This is a genomic window from Flavobacterium sp. CR10, assembly GCF_055814415.1.
The window spans coordinates 3686425-3704305 of record NZ_CP185985.1 but is presented as its reverse complement, the minus strand read 5'-3'; the positions used below and the strand labels follow the sequence as shown (position 1 = coordinate 3704305).

The following is a 17881-nucleotide window of genomic DNA, read 5'->3' as shown; positions in this document are numbered from 1 at the left end:
TTTAAACTTTTCCTAAAGTATAAAGTTGTTCCATTGTTGGAGTAAGACTTCCGCCAGCTGGCTCGAGAGTGATTCCGAAAGCCTCTGCTGAATCGGTTTGATTTACAGCAAAGATTTTTTGCTTGTTGCCTTCAAAATTATCCAGTAAACCAATGCTTGTTGGAGTAAGTACAGGACTTAGTTTTAAAGACCAAACCTGATAAACCATTCCTTTCGGAGGAGTTGGCAATCCAGCAGCATCAATATAAGTCGTTTTAGTCTGTTTGTTCCAGTAAACTTTAGCAAAAGAAGTTGGAGAAACAGCTTGCCCTCCAAGAGTTACACCCGTATTCTTGATATCTCTAACAATACTTAAGTTTTTCTCGGTTTGCTTATTTTGCTGATCTAAAAAGGCATATTCTCTTTGAATCTTGTTCTTTTCATTCCCAACAGTAGAAATCGCTTCTTTAGTTTTTGTCAATTCTAAAGTCTGATATCCTAAACCAAGTAGTAATAATACTGCAGCTGCCCAGCCTACATATTGCGACCAATTTGAAGTTGGTTTCATTTCAACTACTTTCCCGTGTTTAAGTTCAAGGCGGGCTTTAATTTTCTCGAAATTTTCTACAGAATGGAAAGGAGAGAAGCTCGATGAAAGAGCAATAACAGCCTTTTCAATAGAAATTATTTCTTGATCCACTTCAGGATTATTTTTTGCCAATTCGGCAATTTCTAGGTTTTCTTTTTCACTTAATAAGCCATAAACGTATAGCTCTAAAATTCCTGATTCTATATATTCTTGTGCTTCCATTATATTTTCAAATAATTACGTAAATCGTTAATACAGTTTCTGTTTTGAGTTTTTATGGTTCCCAGTGGCAATGCCAATTCTTCTGAAGCTTCTTGCTGGGTATACCCTTTAAAGAACAACAAATTGATTATTTCGATACATTTTGGTTTTAGTTTTTTTACAAATTCTTGAATTCCAATTGCATCAAGTTTATGACTCAATTTATTACTCTCATCTAAAAGATTTACGAAATTATCTGATGAAAGGTTTTTTTGGCTGTTATTATAGTCTTTAGAACGAAGTTTATCGATCGACGTATTTCGGGCGATATTAAGGATCCACGTGTAAAATCGTCCTTTGCTTTCGTTATAAGAATCTATGTTTTTCCATATTTTGACAAAAACGTCTTGAAGGACATCTTCTGCTTCTTCGCGATTCTTGATTAGCACATGAATGACTGAAAACAAGCTTTTTGAATACATGTCATATAAATGTGTAAAAGCTTTTTCGTCCTTTTTGTAAATTAAAACTAGCAGTTCTTCTTGACTCATAGATTGGGATTTTTAAGTTTAAACTTTAGAAATTAAAAGCATTATATGTTAAGCAGTTATAAAGTTAATTTATTTTTTCATCATTTTTTTATTTTTTTTAACAGTCTAAAACCTAGGAAAATAAAGGCTTCAGAAAAAAAATGCGTTTTTTTTTACTTTTTTTAAAACCAAAAACAATCCTATTACGTAAATGTAGTTAAAGAGATCAGAAAAATCTTAGACACATTATTAAAATTCAAAAAAGCTGTTGTTAAAATAGTATTGAGAATATGATGGATAGCAAAATAATAGTCAAAATATTAATAGTAGGATTAACAACAGTTTTGTCATTGACCATTTTTACTGAAAAAGATTTTGTGAAAGAAACTTTATCAGGTTACATAAACAGCAGGCATCCAGCAATTGATGCTTAATAAGATTTGATTATAAAAAAATATTTTAAAATATTATATAGTTGATGCACTCGGACTTCCAGACAGAAGATTTTTTTAATATGTCAACTTTACATCATTACAAGCCATTTGATTATTTGAAAAACACAAGACATATAGGGGGTAAATAAATTTTCGACATAACCGAGTCATCAACTATAACTTATAAAAGGTTACATAATAATTAATTCATGGTTTGATTTGTTTGTATGGGGGGAAGCCTAACGTCTGATTAACGTTAGGCTTCATTTTTTATTTAACTTTTGATTAGCAAAAAAAAAGTTTTTGTAAAATGGATTTTAGCTAATTTTATAAAAAATTATAAGATGAAAAAAATACTTTTTATACTATTTGGAGCAGCAGTTTTATCTGCAACAGGATTAAATGCTCAAACCAGTTCAAACAAATTATCTAAAAAAGATAAAACCATGACAAAAGAAACAATCTATCAATTTAAAGTAGAAGATTTATCAGGAGATACTTTTGACTTTGCATCTTTGAAAGGCAAAAAAATCATGATTGTCAACACGGCTTCAAAATGTGGTTTAACTCCACAGTACAAAGATTTAGAAGCGGTTTACAAAGAATATAAAGATAAAGGTTTTGTAATTGTTGGTTTCCCTGCAAATAACTTTGCATCTCAGGAGCCAGGAACAAATAAAGAAATCGAAACTTTCTGCCAGCAAAACTATGGTGTTTCTTTTCCTATGATGAGTAAAGTTTCAGTTAAAGGAAGCGATATGTGTGATGTCTATAAATTCTTAACTGAAAAATCAAGAAACGGTCTGCAAGATTCTGAAGTTGAATGGAATTTTCAGAAATACTTAATCAACGAAAAAGGAGAATTGGTAAAAGTAATTAAACCAAAAACTTTAGTAACAGAACCAGAAGTTATCAATTGGATTAAAAGCTAAATTTAAAAAAAAAACACAAATTTGAATTTTCAAATTTGTGTTTTTTTTAGGTCCAAAGTTACAAAGAGGCAAAGGGAAAGAGTTTTTAGATACTTTGCGAACTTTGCGTATTCTTAGCGTGCTTTGCGGTTAAACCAAAATAAGCTGCATAAAAACTAAATCCAACCAGTGGTCAAATTTATAGCCTACTTCGCGAATTGTTCCTGTAGCAACAAATCCGAATTTTTCATGAAAAGCAATACTTCCTGCATTATCAGCGTCAATAGCGCCAATCATAACATGATATCCTTGTTCTTTAGCCAAACGGATTAATTCTGTCAAAAGTTTAGAACCAATTCCTTTTCCTATTATATTATCGACCACGTAAACAGAATGTTCAACAGTATATTGATAGCCAATCTTTTCTCTAAACTGCCCGTAACTCCCAAAACCAACCACTTCGCCGTCTAAATCGGCTACAATTACAGGAAGATTTTTAGCCATTTTATCTTCAAACCATTTTGTTTGAACTTCCAAAGTCTGAATTTCATAACTATAATTAGCAGTAGTATGTAATATGGAATGATTTACAATTTCTAGAATTTTTTGCAAATCGTTTGTTGTTGCAGGTCTTAATATAATGCTCATTGGTATTATTACAGTTATTTGGTATTCAATTCAGCTAATAAAGTGTCTACTTCTTTAGAATTCCAGTCCATTTCTTTGGCTATGGCTTTGGCATTTTTGGCGTATTCTAAAGCTTTCTTTTTGTCTTTTATTTTATTGTAAAGTTTTGCTTCAAGCAAATTACCGTCATACGAATCATTTAATTCTAAAGAACGATCTACCCAAGAGATGGCTTTTTTTAAACTCTCTTTATCATTAATATGTTTAAAATAAGTGTTTCCGATATCTTTTAAAAAGCTCGCATCATTCCAAACCAATTTTTGGGTTTCTTCGAGCGTAACTTTTTTGTAAAAGTCCCATTTTTCAGTTCTTTCTGCCAATGTTAAATCATATTTAAAAACCAAAGAATCAGTTTTTTGCAATCTAATCGACTTAGCAACTTCTCTTTGTTTGTAATAGTTTACGGTATCTAAATTGTCAACCAAAGGACGAAGCAGTTCGTTTACAATACTTTCAATTTTACGGTCAACTCGATTTTGAGAAGCAACAGCCGCAAACTCTTTCTGATGATTTAAAACATACTGAAATTCTCTAGATTTAATATCAGTAACTCCATTTGCAATAACTCGCCAGTTTACTTCGCTAACCAATTGCTTGTCTGTTTGAGTATTCAGATAAATATGCGTTGGTATTGACAATTCTGTTCTGTCTTTTCCTTTCTTTAAAGTATTCAAATAAACAAAGAATTTATCTGAATTACTAGGATCCGCAAGAAACTGCTTTTCCAAATAAGGTAATTGCACTCTCGGATTCAAAGCATTGTTGAGTTCATTTAAGAATTCAGGCTTTTTCATTTCGCCTTTTAATGCATAAATTAAAGTTTCATTACTATCAAGAAATAAGAAAGTAGGAAGCGATTTGGTATTGAATTTATTCTTTAATGCAGTTCCTTCTTCTTTTTCAATGTTTTTATAAGTGCAAACAAAATTTTTATTCAAAAAATCCATAACAGCAGGATCGCTCAAAACTTCCGCTTTCATTAAATTACAATGTGGACACCAATCTGCATAAAGCATAACAAAAAGCGGTTTTCCTTCTTTTTTAGCATTTTCTAAAGCCGTTTTGTACGGAACATCTACAGGAACAAATTGACTCTGTGAAGTTATAGTTTGAAAAGTAACAGATAAAAAAAGTATAAATAAGAAACGCATATTGTGTCAGGCTTTTATTAATTATTCGATTTTACAAATATATTCCCTTTTTTGAGAAAGAGCCTTAATATATTCCTAATTATAATATAAATCAAGTGCGAAGTTTGTAACTTTGTAAGCAAGATGAGGAAAAACGAATTAAAGAATTTTCTTTAAAAAAAAGTAATACACCACAGGAATGATTTACCCCAAAATAGCGCTTGCACAAAGCATTATCGAAATTTTATCTGCCAAAGGCATTGTCAATATTATAATTTCTCCAGGATCTAGAAATGCACCATTAACCATCGGGTTTGCTCAAAATCCAAACTTCAACTGTTACAGTATTGCAGACGAGCGTTGTGCCGCTTTTTTTGCTTTAGGAATTGCACAGCAAACCAAACAGCCAACGGCAATAGTCTGTACTTCAGGATCAGCTTTATTAAATTATTATCCTGCTTTGGCAGAAGCGTTTTACAGTCAGATTCCACTGATTGTCATTTCTGCTGACCGTCCGCAGAACAAAATTGATATTGGTGACGGACAAACCATTCGTCAGGAAAATGTTTTTGCTAATCATTCTGTTTTCAATGCGAATTTAACCGAAGAAGCATCAGAAGAGAATGATCTGAAAATCAATCTGGCAATTGAAACTGCAATTCTTAAAAAAGGCCCCGTGCATATTAATGCGCCTTTTGAAGAACCTTTATACGAAACAACAGAAGAACTTTCTGTACAGCCAAAAATTACAAATCCAAAGCCAGAAGCTTTTCCATTAATAATAGAAAATAGTGAAGAAGTAGTTTCTGTTTGGAATACTGCGAAACGAAAATTAATCTTAGTTGGAGTTAACGAAGCGAATACAATTGATAAAGAAATTATTGAAAATTTAGCTTTAGATCCGTCAGTTGTCGTGCTTACAGAAACAACTTCAAATCTTCATCACGAAAGTTTTATTAATTCAATAGATACTTTAATTACACCATTTGATGATTTTGATTTTAAGAAATTTAACCCTGAGGTATTAGTGACTTTTGGCGGAATGGTAGTTTCAAAGAGAATAAAAGGATTTCTGCGAAAATACAAACCAAAATATCATTGGCATGTAGATACATTGCGTGCTTATGATACATTTGGAGCATTGACAAAACATTTTGAGATGCAGCCAAATGATTTCTTTAGAGACTTGCTTTCGAAAACATCTTTTGTAAAAAGTAACTATTTTAATAATGTTAATACTGTTTACCAAACAAGATTAGAGAGAAGAAAAGACTATTTAAATAAAATCGAATTTTCAGATTTTAAAGTTTTTGAAAAAGTAATCGAATCATTGCCTAAAAACAGCATGCTACAGATTAGCAACAGTTCTGCTATTCGTTATGCACAGCTTATTGATATTGATAATTCTATAGAAGTTTTTTGCAATCGAGGAACAAGCGGAATTGATGGGAGCACTTCTACAGCAATCGGCGCGGCGGTTGGAAACGAAAAACAAACCATTTTTGTTACTGGAGATATAAGTTTCATATACGATAGCAATGCTTTGTGGAACTCTTATATTCCTAAAAACTTCAAAATTATTTTAGTTAATAATGGAGGAGGAGGGATCTTTAGAATTCTACCTGGTCATCAAGAAAAACCGGTTTTCAATACCTATTTTGAAACTTCGCATAAATTGACTGCTGAGCATTTGGCAAAAATGTATGGTTTAAATTATTTTATAGCTCATGATGTTCCATCATTAGAAAACGGAATCAATTCTCTATATGATTCTAACGAAACTCCGTGTATTCTAGAAATTTTTACGCCAACAACTGAAAATGACCTTATTTTAAAACAATATTTTAAATACTTAATCTAAAATTGAAAGAAAATATTTGTTAAAATTATTGTTTTAGATCTTCGTTAATTATACATTTGGTCTATTATTCACCAATTATATAATTATGAGCAAGAGAGAAGAATTAATTAAAAAGTATGCTTCAGATTTGAAGGATAAATGTGGAGTAATTCCAAACATGGATTTATTGACTAAAGTTACCATTGGCTGTGGCCCTTCTATATATAATGATGATGCATCAGTTGTAGCAGGATCTCAAGAATCTGAATTAGAGACGGTAAAAAATAATTTTTTAGTTAAAAAGCTAGGTTTAAAAGATAGTCCAGAATTATTTGGAGCAATTCACGCTGTATTAGAGAAATACGGAAAATCTAACAAACACAAATACAGAGCTGTTGTGTATTATTTATTAACAGTTCACTTTAAAAAAGAAAGTGTTTACAAATAATATGCAATTGGCATAATTTAAAATCCCTTTATGACAACTGTTGTAAAGGGATTTTCTATTTTTTTACTGCAAATCAAGTTTTGTTAAAATTAATTTCTTTGTACCGCGCCAAACTTCGTACCTTTGCGTCTCAGAACTTAGCAGTTCGACTGCTTAGAAACTTATAAAAATGCTAGAAATAGGAAAATACAATACGCTAACTATATTACGTGATACCAAAGTTGGTTTATTTTTAGGAGATCCGGAAAATGATCCAGATGGAGTTCACGACGTTTTGCTTCCAAATAAATATGTGCCAAAAGTATTTGAAATTGGCGAAGAATTAATCGTTTTTGTTTACTTAGATCACGAACAGCGTCCAGTTGCAACCACTTTGGTTCCATACATTTTATTGAATGAATTTGCTCTTTTACGTGTAAACTACATCAATAATGTCGGCGCATTTATGGACTGGGGAATGGAAAAAGATATTCTTGTTCCGTTCAAAGAACAGGCGCGTCCAATGGAAAAAGGAAAACGCTACTTGGTGTATTTATACATGGACAAACAGACGAATCGTTTAGTCGCTTCAAGCAAAACCAATCAATTTTTGAGCAACGATACGTTGACAGTTGAAAAAGGCGAAGAAGTTGATTTAATCGTTTCTCATATTACAGATATGGGAATCAATGTTATTATAAACGAGCGCCACAAAGGTCTTTTATATAAAGATGAAGTTTACGATGATTCGATAAGAACAGGAGACAGAATGCGCGGTTATATCAAAAACATTCGTCCTGACAATAAAATAGACGTTGCGCTTCAAGCACAAGGCTTTGAAAGCATAGAACCAAATGCTGAAAAAATATTAAGCGAGCTAAGAGCTAGCAGAGGGTTTCTTAGATTGAATGATAATTCTCATCCCGAAGACATTAAAACCGTTTTGAAAATGAGTAAAAAATCATTCAAAAAAGCAATCGGAGCTTTATACAAAGAAAAACTGATTGAAATTAAAGAAGACGGGATTTATTTGGTAAAGGAATAGAAATTCCAATTTAAAAATTCCAAATTCCGAGACTGATTCAACACAATCCATTGGAATTTGGAGTTTAAAATTTGGAATTTATTTTGTGTTAGCAAAATTATTATAACACAAAAGGCTGCTCATTACAAGCAGCCTTTCGCTTTTTATTCAGTTTTAAAAAAAATTGTAATTAAAAAAAAACAGAAATAAAATAATTCGAGTCCATCTCAGAACAATAGCTTTACGAATTTTAGAAATTATTCTATTGATGGGTATGTCTTTTAAATAATAAATGTACCTATCTCAAAAGCAAAAAAATAAATTTCACGGCTCATCCATTGGTTTTATAAAATAACTTTTAGAAAGTGCGAATTAGTACTTTTTTCCTCTTTTCGTTATCATTTCTATACTAATTATAGATACAATTCTAACATTTAACCTTAGGTGTTACTTTTTTCTTTTTGAAGTTTCGACAAACACATAAATCATTTGCTCTTTTAATTGAGGTTTATTCGTGAAAACCCTAAAAAAATGAGCGACAAATTTTTTAAATTTTCTCAAAAAAATCATTTTTTAGGTTAATAAATCAGTGAAAGAAAATCAATCTGAAATCTTTGAAATATTTTCTATCTCATTGATTTCTAGGGTGTAAAATTAATTATTATTTTTCTAAACTAATGTTAAAAAATGTTATTTTTTGTAAGTAAATACCAATTGTTAACATTGAAGGGTAATTTAGCAAAGACTTAAGGCAGATTGAGTAGGTAAAGTAGTAAAAATGCTTTATTTTTACCGTATAATTATTAAAACAAAAAATCAAAATGGATTGGATTACAGCCAGAGAATTTGAAGATATAACTTATAAAAAATGCAACGGAGTAGCAAGAATTGCCTTTAACAGACCAAATGTTAGAAATGCATTCCGTCCTAAAACTACTTCAGAATTATACCAAGCTTTTTACGACGCGCAAGAAGACACTTCAATTGGAGTTGTTTTACTTTCTGCTGAAGGACCTTCAACAAAAGATGGAGTTTATTCTTTCTGCAGCGGCGGAGATCAAAATGCACGCGGACATCAAGGATATGTCGGAGATGATGGACAGCATCGTTTGAATATTCTAGAAGTGCAACGTTTAATTCGTTTTATGCCTAAAGTTGTGATTGCAGTTGTTCCAGGCTGGGCTGTAGGTGGCGGACACAGTTTGCATGTAGTTTGCGATATGACGCTTGCTAGTAAAGAACACGCCATTTTTAAACAAACTGACGCTGACGTAACTAGTTTTGATGGTGGTTATGGATCGGCATATTTGGCTAAAATGGTAGGGCAGAAAAAAGCACGTGAGATTTTCTTTTTAGGTAGAAACTATTCTGCTCAAGAAGCTTTTGAAATGGGAATGGTAAACGCAGTAATTCCTCATGACGAATTGGAAACTACTGCTTACGAATGGGCTCAGGAAATTCTTCAAAAATCACCAACATCTATAAAAATGCTAAAATTTGCAATGAACTTAACAGATGACGGAATGGTCGGACAACAAGTTTTTGCAGGAGAAGCAACTCGTTTGGCTTACATGACCGAAGAAGCTAAAGAGGGAAGAAACGCTTTCTTAGAAAAAAGAAAACCAAACTTCGGTGAAAATAAATGGATACCTTAATAATTTTAGATTTCTGATTTTAGATTTTCAATCTATAATTTTAAATCAGAACATAATAATCTAAAATCTATATTCTAAAATCTAAAATTAAAACATGAAACATTGGATTGAAGCCGCTAGATTGCGCACATTACCTTTATCAGTTTCCGGAATTATAGTTGGAAGTATTTATGCTTTGTCAAATCCAACCGAAACTATCAATACGCCAACCGAAGTATTCAGCTGGAAAGTTTTTGGTTTTGCCTTATTGACAACTTTAGGATTACAGGTTTTATCCAATTTTGCAAATGATTATGGCGATGGAGTAAAAGGTACTGATAATGCAGATCGAGTAGGGCCGCAACGTGCTATTCAGAGTGGTGTTATTACGCCGCAGGCAATGAAAAAAGCCATTATTATTACTTCACTTTTGACTTTATTATCTGCTATAATCTTGATCTATTTTGCTTTTGGAAAAGATAATTTCGGATATTCTATCTTTTTTCTTCTATTAGGAATCGCAGCTATTGTAGCGGCAATTAAATATACCGTAGGTAATTCAGCGTATGGCTATAGAGGACTAGGAGATGTATTCGTTTTCATTTTCTTCGGATTAGTGAGTACTTTAGGGGTTAACTTTTTGTATGCAAAAGAAGTCGATCCTCTTTTAATCCTTCCAGCTGTAGCAATCGGATTATTAAGCGTTGGTGTTCTGAACTTAAACAATATGCGCGATCAGGAATCTGATAAAAAATCAGGAAAAAATACTATTGTAGTACAGATTGGAGCTCAAAATGCCAAAAAATATCACTTTTTCCTGATCATTACAGCGATGGTTTTGGTGGTTGTATTTGCTATTTTAAGCGATTATAACTTTGACCAATACTTATTTGTACTGGCTTATATTCCGTTGACAAAACATTTAATCACGGTTTACAAAAACCAAGACCCAAAATTATTAGATCCAGAATTGAAAAAACTGGCATTGAGTACATTTTTGCTTTCTATATTACTTACAGTGTGTATGATTTCGCTGATTTCAGACATCATTGTAAACCTCTTTTTAGGAGGAAGATAAAAACAAATGTTTAATTTAAAAAAGGTAACAAAATGAAAATTACATACTACGGACACGCTTCATTAGGAATTGAAGTAGGAGGAAAATACATTATTGTGGATCCATTTATTACCGGAAACCCACAAGCTGCATCAATCAACCTTAGCACAATAAAAGCCGATTATATTTTACTAACGCATGCACACGCTGATCACGTTTTAGATGTTGAGGCCATTGCTAAAAACACGAATGCAGTAATTGTTTCAAACGCTGAAATTGCAAGCTACTATGCCAAAAAAGGATTCAACTCACACCCAATGAATCATGGCGGAAGCTGGAAATTTGATTTCGGAAAAGTAAAATATGTAAACGCCATTCACTCAAGTAGTTTTCCAGACGGTTCTTACGGAGGAAATCCTGGAGGTTTTGTAATCGAAGGCGAGCATAAAAACATTTACATTGCTGGAGACACGGCATTGACCTATGACATGAAATTGATTCCGCTTCGCACAAAATTGGATTTGGTAATTCTTCCAATTGGAAACAACTTTACAATGGATGTTGAAGACGCTATTATTGCTTCAGATTTTGTAGAATGTGACAAAGTTCTAGGATATCACTATGATACTTTTGGTTATATCGAAATCAATCACGAAGAATCAATCCGTAAATTCTTTGATAAAGGAAAAGATTTAATGCTTTTGCCAATCGGAGATTCTATTGAATTATAAAATCATCCTGAGCGGAGTCGAAAGAAGGAGCTAATCCCGCTTTCGGCTAAATTCCCGATTAACAAAAACTACGGCTGAAAAAGCCTTGTTTTGTTAATCGGGAGATACCGCCTCTATCGGGGCTAGGGCACTCTATTCCATAAGAAAGTTATTTGGCATAATCTATGTTAATTGAATTAAAGTTTTTTAAAATAAAAATCATTTTAATCTGTGAAATCTGTGGCAATTAAAGCATCATCACAAAATACAACTTTCAGAAAAAACATTTTATTACTATTTATCGCAATTTCCTGTAACGCGTTTGCTCAAAAAGACGGTTATTGGGATAAAGAACGTGCTACAACCAAAGAAATTATGGTTCCGGCACGCGATAGGATTTCTATATCAACAGAAGATTTACCTGTTGGAACTACAGAAATTGTCTATAGAATTACCCTTTTAGATAAAAATCAAGAAATGGCCAATAGTTTGGTTTCCTTATTAAAAGCAATTCCAGATCCAACAGGCGTTAGTCAAGGTTCTGCAGGTGCTGTTTTCTTGATGTCAAAAATTTCAGGTGATGATGAATGCACCTATTCGATTTTTACCTCTAATGAAAATGCAAAAAAGTATGTTACAGATGGTAAAATTGATAAAGCTTGCTATTCTCAGGCAGAACCTGTTAGCAAAGATGCTAAACGCTTATCTGTAAATAAATCGTCTTGTTTAAAAGAAAACATCAGCACAATTTGGTTTGGTTTTGAAAGCAAAAACTGGCTTTTAAGTCAAAAAGTAGTTTTAGAAGTAGTGCCTTGGGTAGATACAAAACTAAACCGTGGTTGGAATCAGGACAATAAAAACGAAATTATAAGTTTGTGCAAAACATCTACAATGGCACAGAAAATGGCCAATTCTGATGATTTTTGCGTTTGTATTCTCAATAAAATCATGAAACAATATCGTTATGATGAGTTTCAAAAATTGTTGGCTGTCGAAAAAACAAAAGTGTATAAAGATTTTGGAAACAGCTGTTACAAAGATGCTGATATTTCTAAAAATGTATTCAACGATTTAAGAACACAAGTGGCGTCTTTAATAAAAGCTCAAAAATACAACGAAGCAATTCCGAAATTAAATACAATTGTAAACGAAGGAAAAGCAACTGCATTAGATTACAGTTCGCTTGGATACTGCTATATTTTGACCAAACAATATGCAAAAGCCTTAAAAGCGCTTCAAGAAGGAGAAAAGCTGGACGATACAGAATTATTAGTCAAATTAAATTTAGCTCATACTTATTTAGTGAGCGATGATTACAGTGCTGCCAAAGCCATTTACAAAAAATATCAAACTCAAAATGTAACTGATAGCTTAAGCTGGATTGCAAAAACGAAACTTGATTTTCAAGTATTTGAGAAAGCAGGTTTACCATCGAAAGATTTTGAAAAAATCTTAAAATTGTTTAACTAAGTTGCTGAGATACTAAGTTACTAAGATGCTAAGATTCTAAGTAGCTTAGATGTGAGATGCTTTTTAAAGCATCTTCTTTCAACTCCGTATTTCAGAACTTAGTATCTCAATAACTCAGCATCTTAGCAACTTAAAAAAAAATGAACGCATCTTATCATAAATACTTACTAGAATTTAAACGTCCGTCAGGAACTTCACGAGGAATAATGACCGAGAAAGAAACTTGGTTTATAGTACTGGAAGAAAATGGAAAAAAAGGAATTGGAGAGTGTGGTATTCTGCGTGGCTTAAGCGCAGATGACCGTTCAGATTATGAAGAGAAACTAAAATGGGCTTGCGATAATATTCATTTAGGAGAAACAGCTCTTTGGAATGCTTTATTAGAATTTCCCTCCATACAATTCGGAATAGAAATGGCTTTTTTATCTCTTAAAAGTGAAGATCCATATCTATTATTTCCTTCTGATTTTACCAATACTTCAAGTTCAATTCCCATAAACGGATTAGTTTGGATGGGTGAATCTGCTTTTATGAAACAGCAGATTGAAGAAAAATTGGCCGATGGTTTTAGCTGTATAAAACTTAAGATCGGCGCTATTAATTTTGATAAAGAATTAGGATTACTGCAATTTATCAGAAGTCATTTTTCTGCGGAAGAAATAGAAATCAGAGTAGATGCAAATGGTGCTTTTTCTCCAACCAATGCTTTAGACAAACTGAATCAATTAAAACAATTTCAGCTTCATAGCATAGAACAGCCTATCAAAAAAGGTCAAATTGCTGAAATGGCTGAATTGTGCAAACAGACACCATTTCCTATTGCTTTAGATGAAGAACTCATTGGTGTGTTTTCATTTGAAGAAAAAGAAAAATTGCTTCAGGATATTAAGCCTCAATATATCATTTTAAAACCAAGTTTTATCGGCGGTTTTCGCGGCACACAAGAATGGATCACTTTAGCAGAAAAATATAATATTGGCTGGTGGATTACATCTGCATTAGAAAGCAATATTGGACTAAACGCAATTGCACAATGGACATTTACATTAAATTCAAACATGCCGCAAGGTTTAGGAACTGGAGCATTATATACTAATAATATAGATTGTCCACTTGAAGTAAAAAAAGGCCAGCTTTGGTACAATTCTTCTAAGAGTTGGGAAAAGTTTCTAAGATTCTAAGATTCTGAGTTTCTGAGTTTTTAAGTCTTTAGTTATCTAGTAATTAAATCTTAGCGTCTTAGAAACTCAGCATCTTTTTTAGTCACTCTTTTCCACCCAACAAACTATCTTGCCAATCTTTCAATTCCTTCCATTTTCCTTGATAAGCCATTAATGCTTGTTTTGCCCAAGTACTCGGATTATGCATAGCGTAGTTTTCACCGCCGGCATCCAAAATAGCCTGTAACTTTTCTGTTGAAGCTTGCGAAAGGTTTTGCCACGTCTTTATTCCTGCCTCAATAAATAAGGATTCTATCTTTGGTCCAATTCCTTCCACTATTTTCAAGTCATTTTCCTTTACTTTTTTACCTAAAGCATTTAAGGCTAATGTAGGCTCGAAAGGAATTATTTCAGGAACTATTGTTTTGTTTTTTGCGGCAAGTTCAGCTTCTAATTTTAAGATTCTTGCATTTAAATTTTTTGTATGCGCTTTGCAAACATCTAAATCGGCTTGAAGAGACGTTGAAAGGGCATTATCATTCTTAAAAGTAATTTTTCCTAGTATGTAACCTAAAATCCCGCAGATTACACCTAGTGCTATTGGTATTACAACATAAGGTACATTCATGATCGTTCTATTTTAGAGTTTAAACTGTAGTAAGTTTTTAGTTATGCGTAAAATTGTCTTAGACTGATAACTAGTTGTTTGACGAGGAATTAATTCTATCAAAATTACTTAAAATAATAATTACAAGATGTTAATAATCAGTTATTTTGATTCCTTTTGGTTTTGGATAAAAAATAATGAATTAACATATTTTTCATTTTTTATAAGCTCAAAGGCTTGATTAAAATGAGTAACTTGCATAAAAAATAATCTAAAATTAAGATGGTTGAAATAGAAAGAAAGTTTCTTGTAAAATCTGACGTTTACAAGAATCAAGCTTTTACTCAGAATAAAATTGCTCAAGGCTATTTGAGTTCTGCTCCTGAGCGTACAGTTAGGGTTAGAATAAAAGGGCATAAAGGCTATATAACCATAAAGGGAATAAGCCATAGCGGCGGTATGTCTCGTTTTGAATGGGAAAATGAAATTCCGCTTGATGAAGCACAGGAATTATTAAAACTATGTGAAAAGGGTAAAATTGAAAAAACGCGTTACGAAATACAATCTGGAGAACATGTAATTGAAGTCGATGAATTTTATGGAGAAAATGAAGGCTTAGTAATGGCTGAAATTGAACTAAATTCTGAAGATGAAGTTTTTGAAAAACCAGAATGGCTTGGAGAAGAAGTTACAAACGACGAAAGATATTATAATGCTTATTTAAGCAAAAATCCTTATAAAGACTGGCAAAAATAAAATGACGAAATCAATATATGACCTTATTATTGTAGGAGGCGGACCGATTGGCCTTGCCTGTGCAATAGAAGCTGAAAAGAAAAAATTAAAATATGTAATTATAGAAAAGGGCGCAATCGTTAATAGTATTTTTAACTATCCGCTTTACATGACCTTTTTTTCTACCGCAGAAAGATTAGAAATTGGCGGAATTCCGTTCAATTGTCTAGCGCCAAAACCAGGACGACAAGAAGCTTTGGAATATTATAGAAATATTCACCGCTATTTCAAATTCAATATTAATTTATTCGAAAAAGTTCTTGATATTCAGAAAAATCAAGAAATTTTCAAGATTGCAACGGATAAAAACAATTACGAATCAAAGAATGTTATAATCGCAACTGGCTTTTATGATATTCCGATTGAAATGAATGTTTCAGGGGAAAATCTTCCAAAAGTCCGACATTATTATAAAGAAGCACACGAATATGCGTTCAGAAAAGTTTTGGTTGTCGGAGCCAATAATTCTTCTGTAGATGCTGCTTTGGAATGTTGGAGAAAAGGAGCAGAAGTGACAATGGTTATTCGTAAAAACGAAATTAATAACCGCGTAAAGTATTGGGTAAAACCTGATATCGAAAATCGAATTGCCGAAGGAAGCATTAAAGCTTATTTTGAATCTAATATTATCGAAATCCGTGAAAATGAAGTAGAAATTCAAACACCAAACGGAAAAGTTACAATTGAAAATGATTTTGTTTTGGCGCTAACGGGATATAAACCAGATTTGAATTTTCTTGAAAAAATCGGAATTCAGCTTTCTAATGACGAACTGAAAATCCCTGTTTATAATCCAGAAACGATGGAAACTAATGTAGAAGGTTTATTTCTTGCCGGAGTAGTTTGTGGCGGAATGCAGACTCATAAATGGTTTATAGAAAACTCGAGAGTTCATGCTAATATGATTATAGATTTTATAAGCTCAAAGTAAAAAGTTTGCCACGAATTGCACGAATTTGCACAAATTTTATAAGTTTAGTTTTTACTTTATAAAAAGGAAATTAGCGTAAATTCGTGTAATTCGTGGCAAAAAAACTTTTAGGAACTACAAGACAACATAGAACAGCCAACCTTAGTTCTAGCCCAATCTGGGCGTTTTGCAAACCATTTTTCAGATTCTGGTTGTTCGTCATATGGATTTTTCAAAAGCTGAAATAATTCATCAACCAAAGAATAATCGTCTTTATCAGCTGCATCAATGGCTAATTGCGCCATATAATTTCGCAGTACATATTTTGGATTAATCTGGTTCATTTTTTCAGCACGTTCTTCATCAGAAAGCTCTTCTGTATTTAATCTTTTTAGATAAACGGTAAACCACTTTTGCCAAGCATCAAGAATGTTTTCTTTTATTTCTTCAGGAATATAAAATGCATATTCTATTTTTTCGAATGCTTGTTCTACAGAATCATCTTTTTTAATCTTGCTGAGATTTCTAAAAAAGATAGTCATATCAGTTTCTGATAACTGCAAAATTTCTTCCAAACCTTTAATGATTTTATCATCAGCTTCACTTGAAGTAAATATTCCTAGTTTACTCAAAAACATTGTTTTGTAATCCTTTTCAAAGTCAGTTATAAATGTGTCTAGGATTTTCTCTAAAGGGGCAGCTTCATTAATTAATGGATAAAGAGCATTTGCCAATTGAAACAGATTCCATTGAGCAACATGAGGCTGATTTCCGAAACGATATCTTCTGTTTTGACTGTCTGTTGTGTTTGGAGTCCAGTCAGGGTCATAATTTTCTAGCCAACCATAAGGTCCGTAATCTATCGTAATTCCATGAATCGACATATTGTCTGTGTTCATTACTCCATGAACAAATCCAACTCGTTGCCAATGCAAGATCATTTCACGCGTTGTATCAGCCACTTTTTGGAAGAATTGCAAATACTGTTCTTTTGGTTCTCCTGTGATTTCAGGGAAATAATGCTTAATAGTAAATTCTACAAATTGTTTAAGATTTTTCAATTCATTTCTAGCTGTAAGCATTTCATAGCTTCCAAAACGAATAAAAGAAGGAGCTACTCGGCAAACTACCGCACCTTTTTCATAAGCCGGATTTCCGTTGTACAAAACATCCCTTAAAACCTGATCTCCTGAGAGGGCAAGTGAAAGCGATCGAGTAGTGGGAACTCCCAAATAATGCATTGCTTCGGCACATAAATACTCTCTTATTGAAGAACGTAAAACAGCCAAACCATCTGCAGTTCTTGAATATGGAGTTTTTCCAGCACCTTTTAATTGAAGCGTATAAAATTGATTGTTATTTTCAACTTCTGTTAAATTGATAGCACGGCCATCGCCCAATTGTCCTGCCCAATTTCCAAACTGATGTCCCGCATAACACATAGCATAAGGATGCGTATCTGGTAAAATCTCTTTTCCAGAAAAAACGTTCAAAAACTCTTCTGATTGGATTTCATCTTTAGAAATACCAACCAATTCAGCTACTTCCTCAGAAGCATGAATCAATTTTGGATTTGAAGGTTTTGTTGGATTTACATACGAAAACAGCGTGTTTTTAACTTGACGAATTTCATTTGTCAAGTCAGGATCTGCTGGTAATTCGGCAGTAAATCGATTATTTATTTTTAGATTTTTCATTTTGTATCTTTCTTATTTTTGCCACAAATTAAAAGGATTATTTAGATTTCTCTTTTTTAAAAATCATTTTAATCTGTGTAATCTGTGGC

Annotated in this window: 18 protein-coding genes; 12 read left to right on the top strand and 6 right to left on the bottom strand. The window is 32.6% G+C overall.

The genetic code is table 11. The features are described 5' to 3' along the window. Nucleotide 1 precedes the first annotated feature (1 nt). Together ACNRYB_RS16250 and ACNRYB_RS16245 are read right to left on the bottom strand one after the other, a co-directional pair. The gene (locus tag ACNRYB_RS16250) at nt 2–790 is read right to left on the bottom strand and encodes an anti-sigma factor (RefSeq protein ID WP_129747181.1); all 789 of its coding nucleotides are present in this window, start codon (nt 788–790) and stop codon (nt 2–4) included. Further along, entirely contained in the window at nt 790–1320 is a 531-nt protein-coding gene (locus tag ACNRYB_RS16245; RefSeq protein ID WP_111369022.1) for an RNA polymerase sigma factor, read from the bottom strand. Before ACNRYB_RS16245 ends, ACNRYB_RS16250 begins: the two co-directional genes overlap by 1 nt. A 269-nt stretch (nt 1321–1589) precedes the next feature. Between ACNRYB_RS16245 and ACNRYB_RS16240 the strand changes: the two genes are divergently transcribed. Together ACNRYB_RS16240 and ACNRYB_RS16235 are read left to right on the top strand one after the other, a co-directional pair. Further along, a complete protein-coding gene (locus tag ACNRYB_RS16240) occupies nt 1590–1733 on the top strand; it encodes a hypothetical protein (protein ID WP_473727925.1) in 144 nt (47 codons plus the stop codon). Between the two features lie 344 nt (nt 1734–2077). Next, nucleotides 2078–2665 carry a glutathione peroxidase gene (locus tag ACNRYB_RS16235; protein ID WP_343706537.1) on the top strand — a complete coding sequence of 196 codons (588 nt, stop codon included), beginning with the start codon at nt 2078–2080 and terminating at the stop codon, nt 2663–2665. A 129-nt stretch (nt 2666–2794) separates the two neighbouring features. On the opposite strand, the gene ACNRYB_RS16230 is transcribed toward ACNRYB_RS16235, so the two are convergent. Then, complete coding sequence (locus tag ACNRYB_RS16230; protein ID WP_008468951.1) at nt 2795–3292, bottom strand: GNAT family N-acetyltransferase; 498 nt, start codon at nt 3290–3292, stop codon at nt 2795–2797. Between the two features lie 14 nt (nt 3293–3306). Continuing rightward, nucleotides 3307–4482 carry a thioredoxin family protein gene (locus ACNRYB_RS16225; RefSeq protein ID WP_473727924.1) on the bottom strand — a complete coding sequence of 392 codons (1176 nt, stop codon included), beginning with the start codon at nt 4480–4482 and terminating at the stop codon, nt 3307–3309. 178 nt (nt 4483–4660) lie between these two features. Here ACNRYB_RS16225 and menD point away from each other — a divergent pair, with 178 nt between their 5' ends. The 8 genes from menD to ACNRYB_RS16185 all read left to right on the top strand — a co-directional run bounded on the left by menD (nt 4661) and on the right by ACNRYB_RS16185 (nt 13804). Next, entirely contained in the window at nt 4661–6322 is a 1662-nt protein-coding gene (gene menD, locus ACNRYB_RS16220; RefSeq protein WP_473727923.1) for a 2-succinyl-5-enolpyruvyl-6-hydroxy-3-cyclohexene-1-carboxylic-acid synthase, read from the top strand. Between the two features lie 85 nt (nt 6323–6407). Continuing rightward, nucleotides 6408–6749 carry a DUF2853 family protein gene (locus ACNRYB_RS16215; RefSeq protein WP_473727922.1) on the top strand — a complete coding sequence of 114 codons (342 nt, stop codon included), beginning with the start codon at nt 6408–6410 and terminating at the stop codon, nt 6747–6749. 169 nt (nt 6750–6918) lie between these two features. Continuing rightward, nucleotides 6919–7773, top strand: coding sequence for a CvfB family protein (locus tag ACNRYB_RS16210; RefSeq protein ID WP_008468957.1), 855 nt, complete (start codon nt 6919–6921; stop codon nt 7771–7773). An 800-nt stretch (nt 7774–8573) separates the two neighbouring features. Further along, nucleotides 8574–9407, top strand: a complete 834-nt coding sequence (locus ACNRYB_RS16205; RefSeq protein WP_129747177.1) for a 1,4-dihydroxy-2-naphthoyl-CoA synthase — start codon at nt 8574–8576, stop codon at nt 9405–9407. A gap of 94 nt (nt 9408–9501) precedes the next feature. Next, nucleotides 9502–10464: a 1,4-dihydroxy-2-naphthoate octaprenyltransferase gene (gene menA, locus ACNRYB_RS16200; RefSeq protein WP_129747176.1), complete on the top strand. Its 963-nt coding sequence runs from the start codon at nt 9502–9504 to the stop codon at nt 10462–10464. A 32-nt stretch (nt 10465–10496) separates the two neighbouring features. Further along, the gene (locus ACNRYB_RS16195) at nt 10497–11174 is read left to right on the top strand and encodes a metal-dependent hydrolase (RefSeq protein ID WP_129747175.1); all 678 of its coding nucleotides are present in this window, start codon (nt 10497–10499) and stop codon (nt 11172–11174) included. 210 nt (nt 11175–11384) lie between these two features. Then, a complete protein-coding gene (locus ACNRYB_RS16190; RefSeq protein ID WP_473727921.1) occupies nt 11385–12623 on the top strand; it encodes a tetratricopeptide repeat protein in 1239 nt (412 codons plus the stop codon). A gap of 140 nt (nt 12624–12763) precedes the next feature. Continuing rightward, the gene (locus ACNRYB_RS16185) at nt 12764–13804 is read left to right on the top strand and encodes an o-succinylbenzoate synthase (RefSeq protein ID WP_473727920.1); all 1041 of its coding nucleotides are present in this window, start codon (nt 12764–12766) and stop codon (nt 13802–13804) included. An 82-nt stretch (nt 13805–13886) separates the two neighbouring features. Here ACNRYB_RS16185 and ACNRYB_RS16180 read toward each other — a convergent pair whose 3' ends face one another. Continuing rightward, complete coding sequence (locus ACNRYB_RS16180) at nt 13887–14411, bottom strand: hypothetical protein (protein WP_129747172.1); 525 nt, start codon at nt 14409–14411, stop codon at nt 13887–13889. 261 nt (nt 14412–14672) lie between these two features. On the opposite strand from ACNRYB_RS16180, the gene ACNRYB_RS16175 reads away from it, so the two are divergent. Together ACNRYB_RS16175 and ACNRYB_RS16170 are read left to right on the top strand one after the other, a co-directional pair. Then, entirely contained in the window at nt 14673–15146 is a 474-nt protein-coding gene (locus tag ACNRYB_RS16175) for a CYTH domain-containing protein (protein WP_473727919.1), read from the top strand. 1 nt (nt 15147) lies between these two features. Continuing rightward, nucleotides 15148–16116 carry a YpdA family putative bacillithiol disulfide reductase gene (locus ACNRYB_RS16170; protein WP_473727918.1) on the top strand — a complete coding sequence of 323 codons (969 nt, stop codon included), beginning with the start codon at nt 15148–15150 and terminating at the stop codon, nt 16114–16116. Nucleotides 16117–16223: 107 nt separating this feature from the next. Here the strand turns inward: ACNRYB_RS16170 and ACNRYB_RS16165 are convergent, their stop codons facing one another. Next, on the bottom strand, nt 16224–17792 hold the full coding sequence (locus ACNRYB_RS16165; protein WP_473727917.1) for a protein adenylyltransferase SelO: 1569 nt from the start codon (nt 17790–17792) through the stop codon (nt 16224–16226). Nucleotides 17793–17881: the final 89 nt, after the last annotated feature.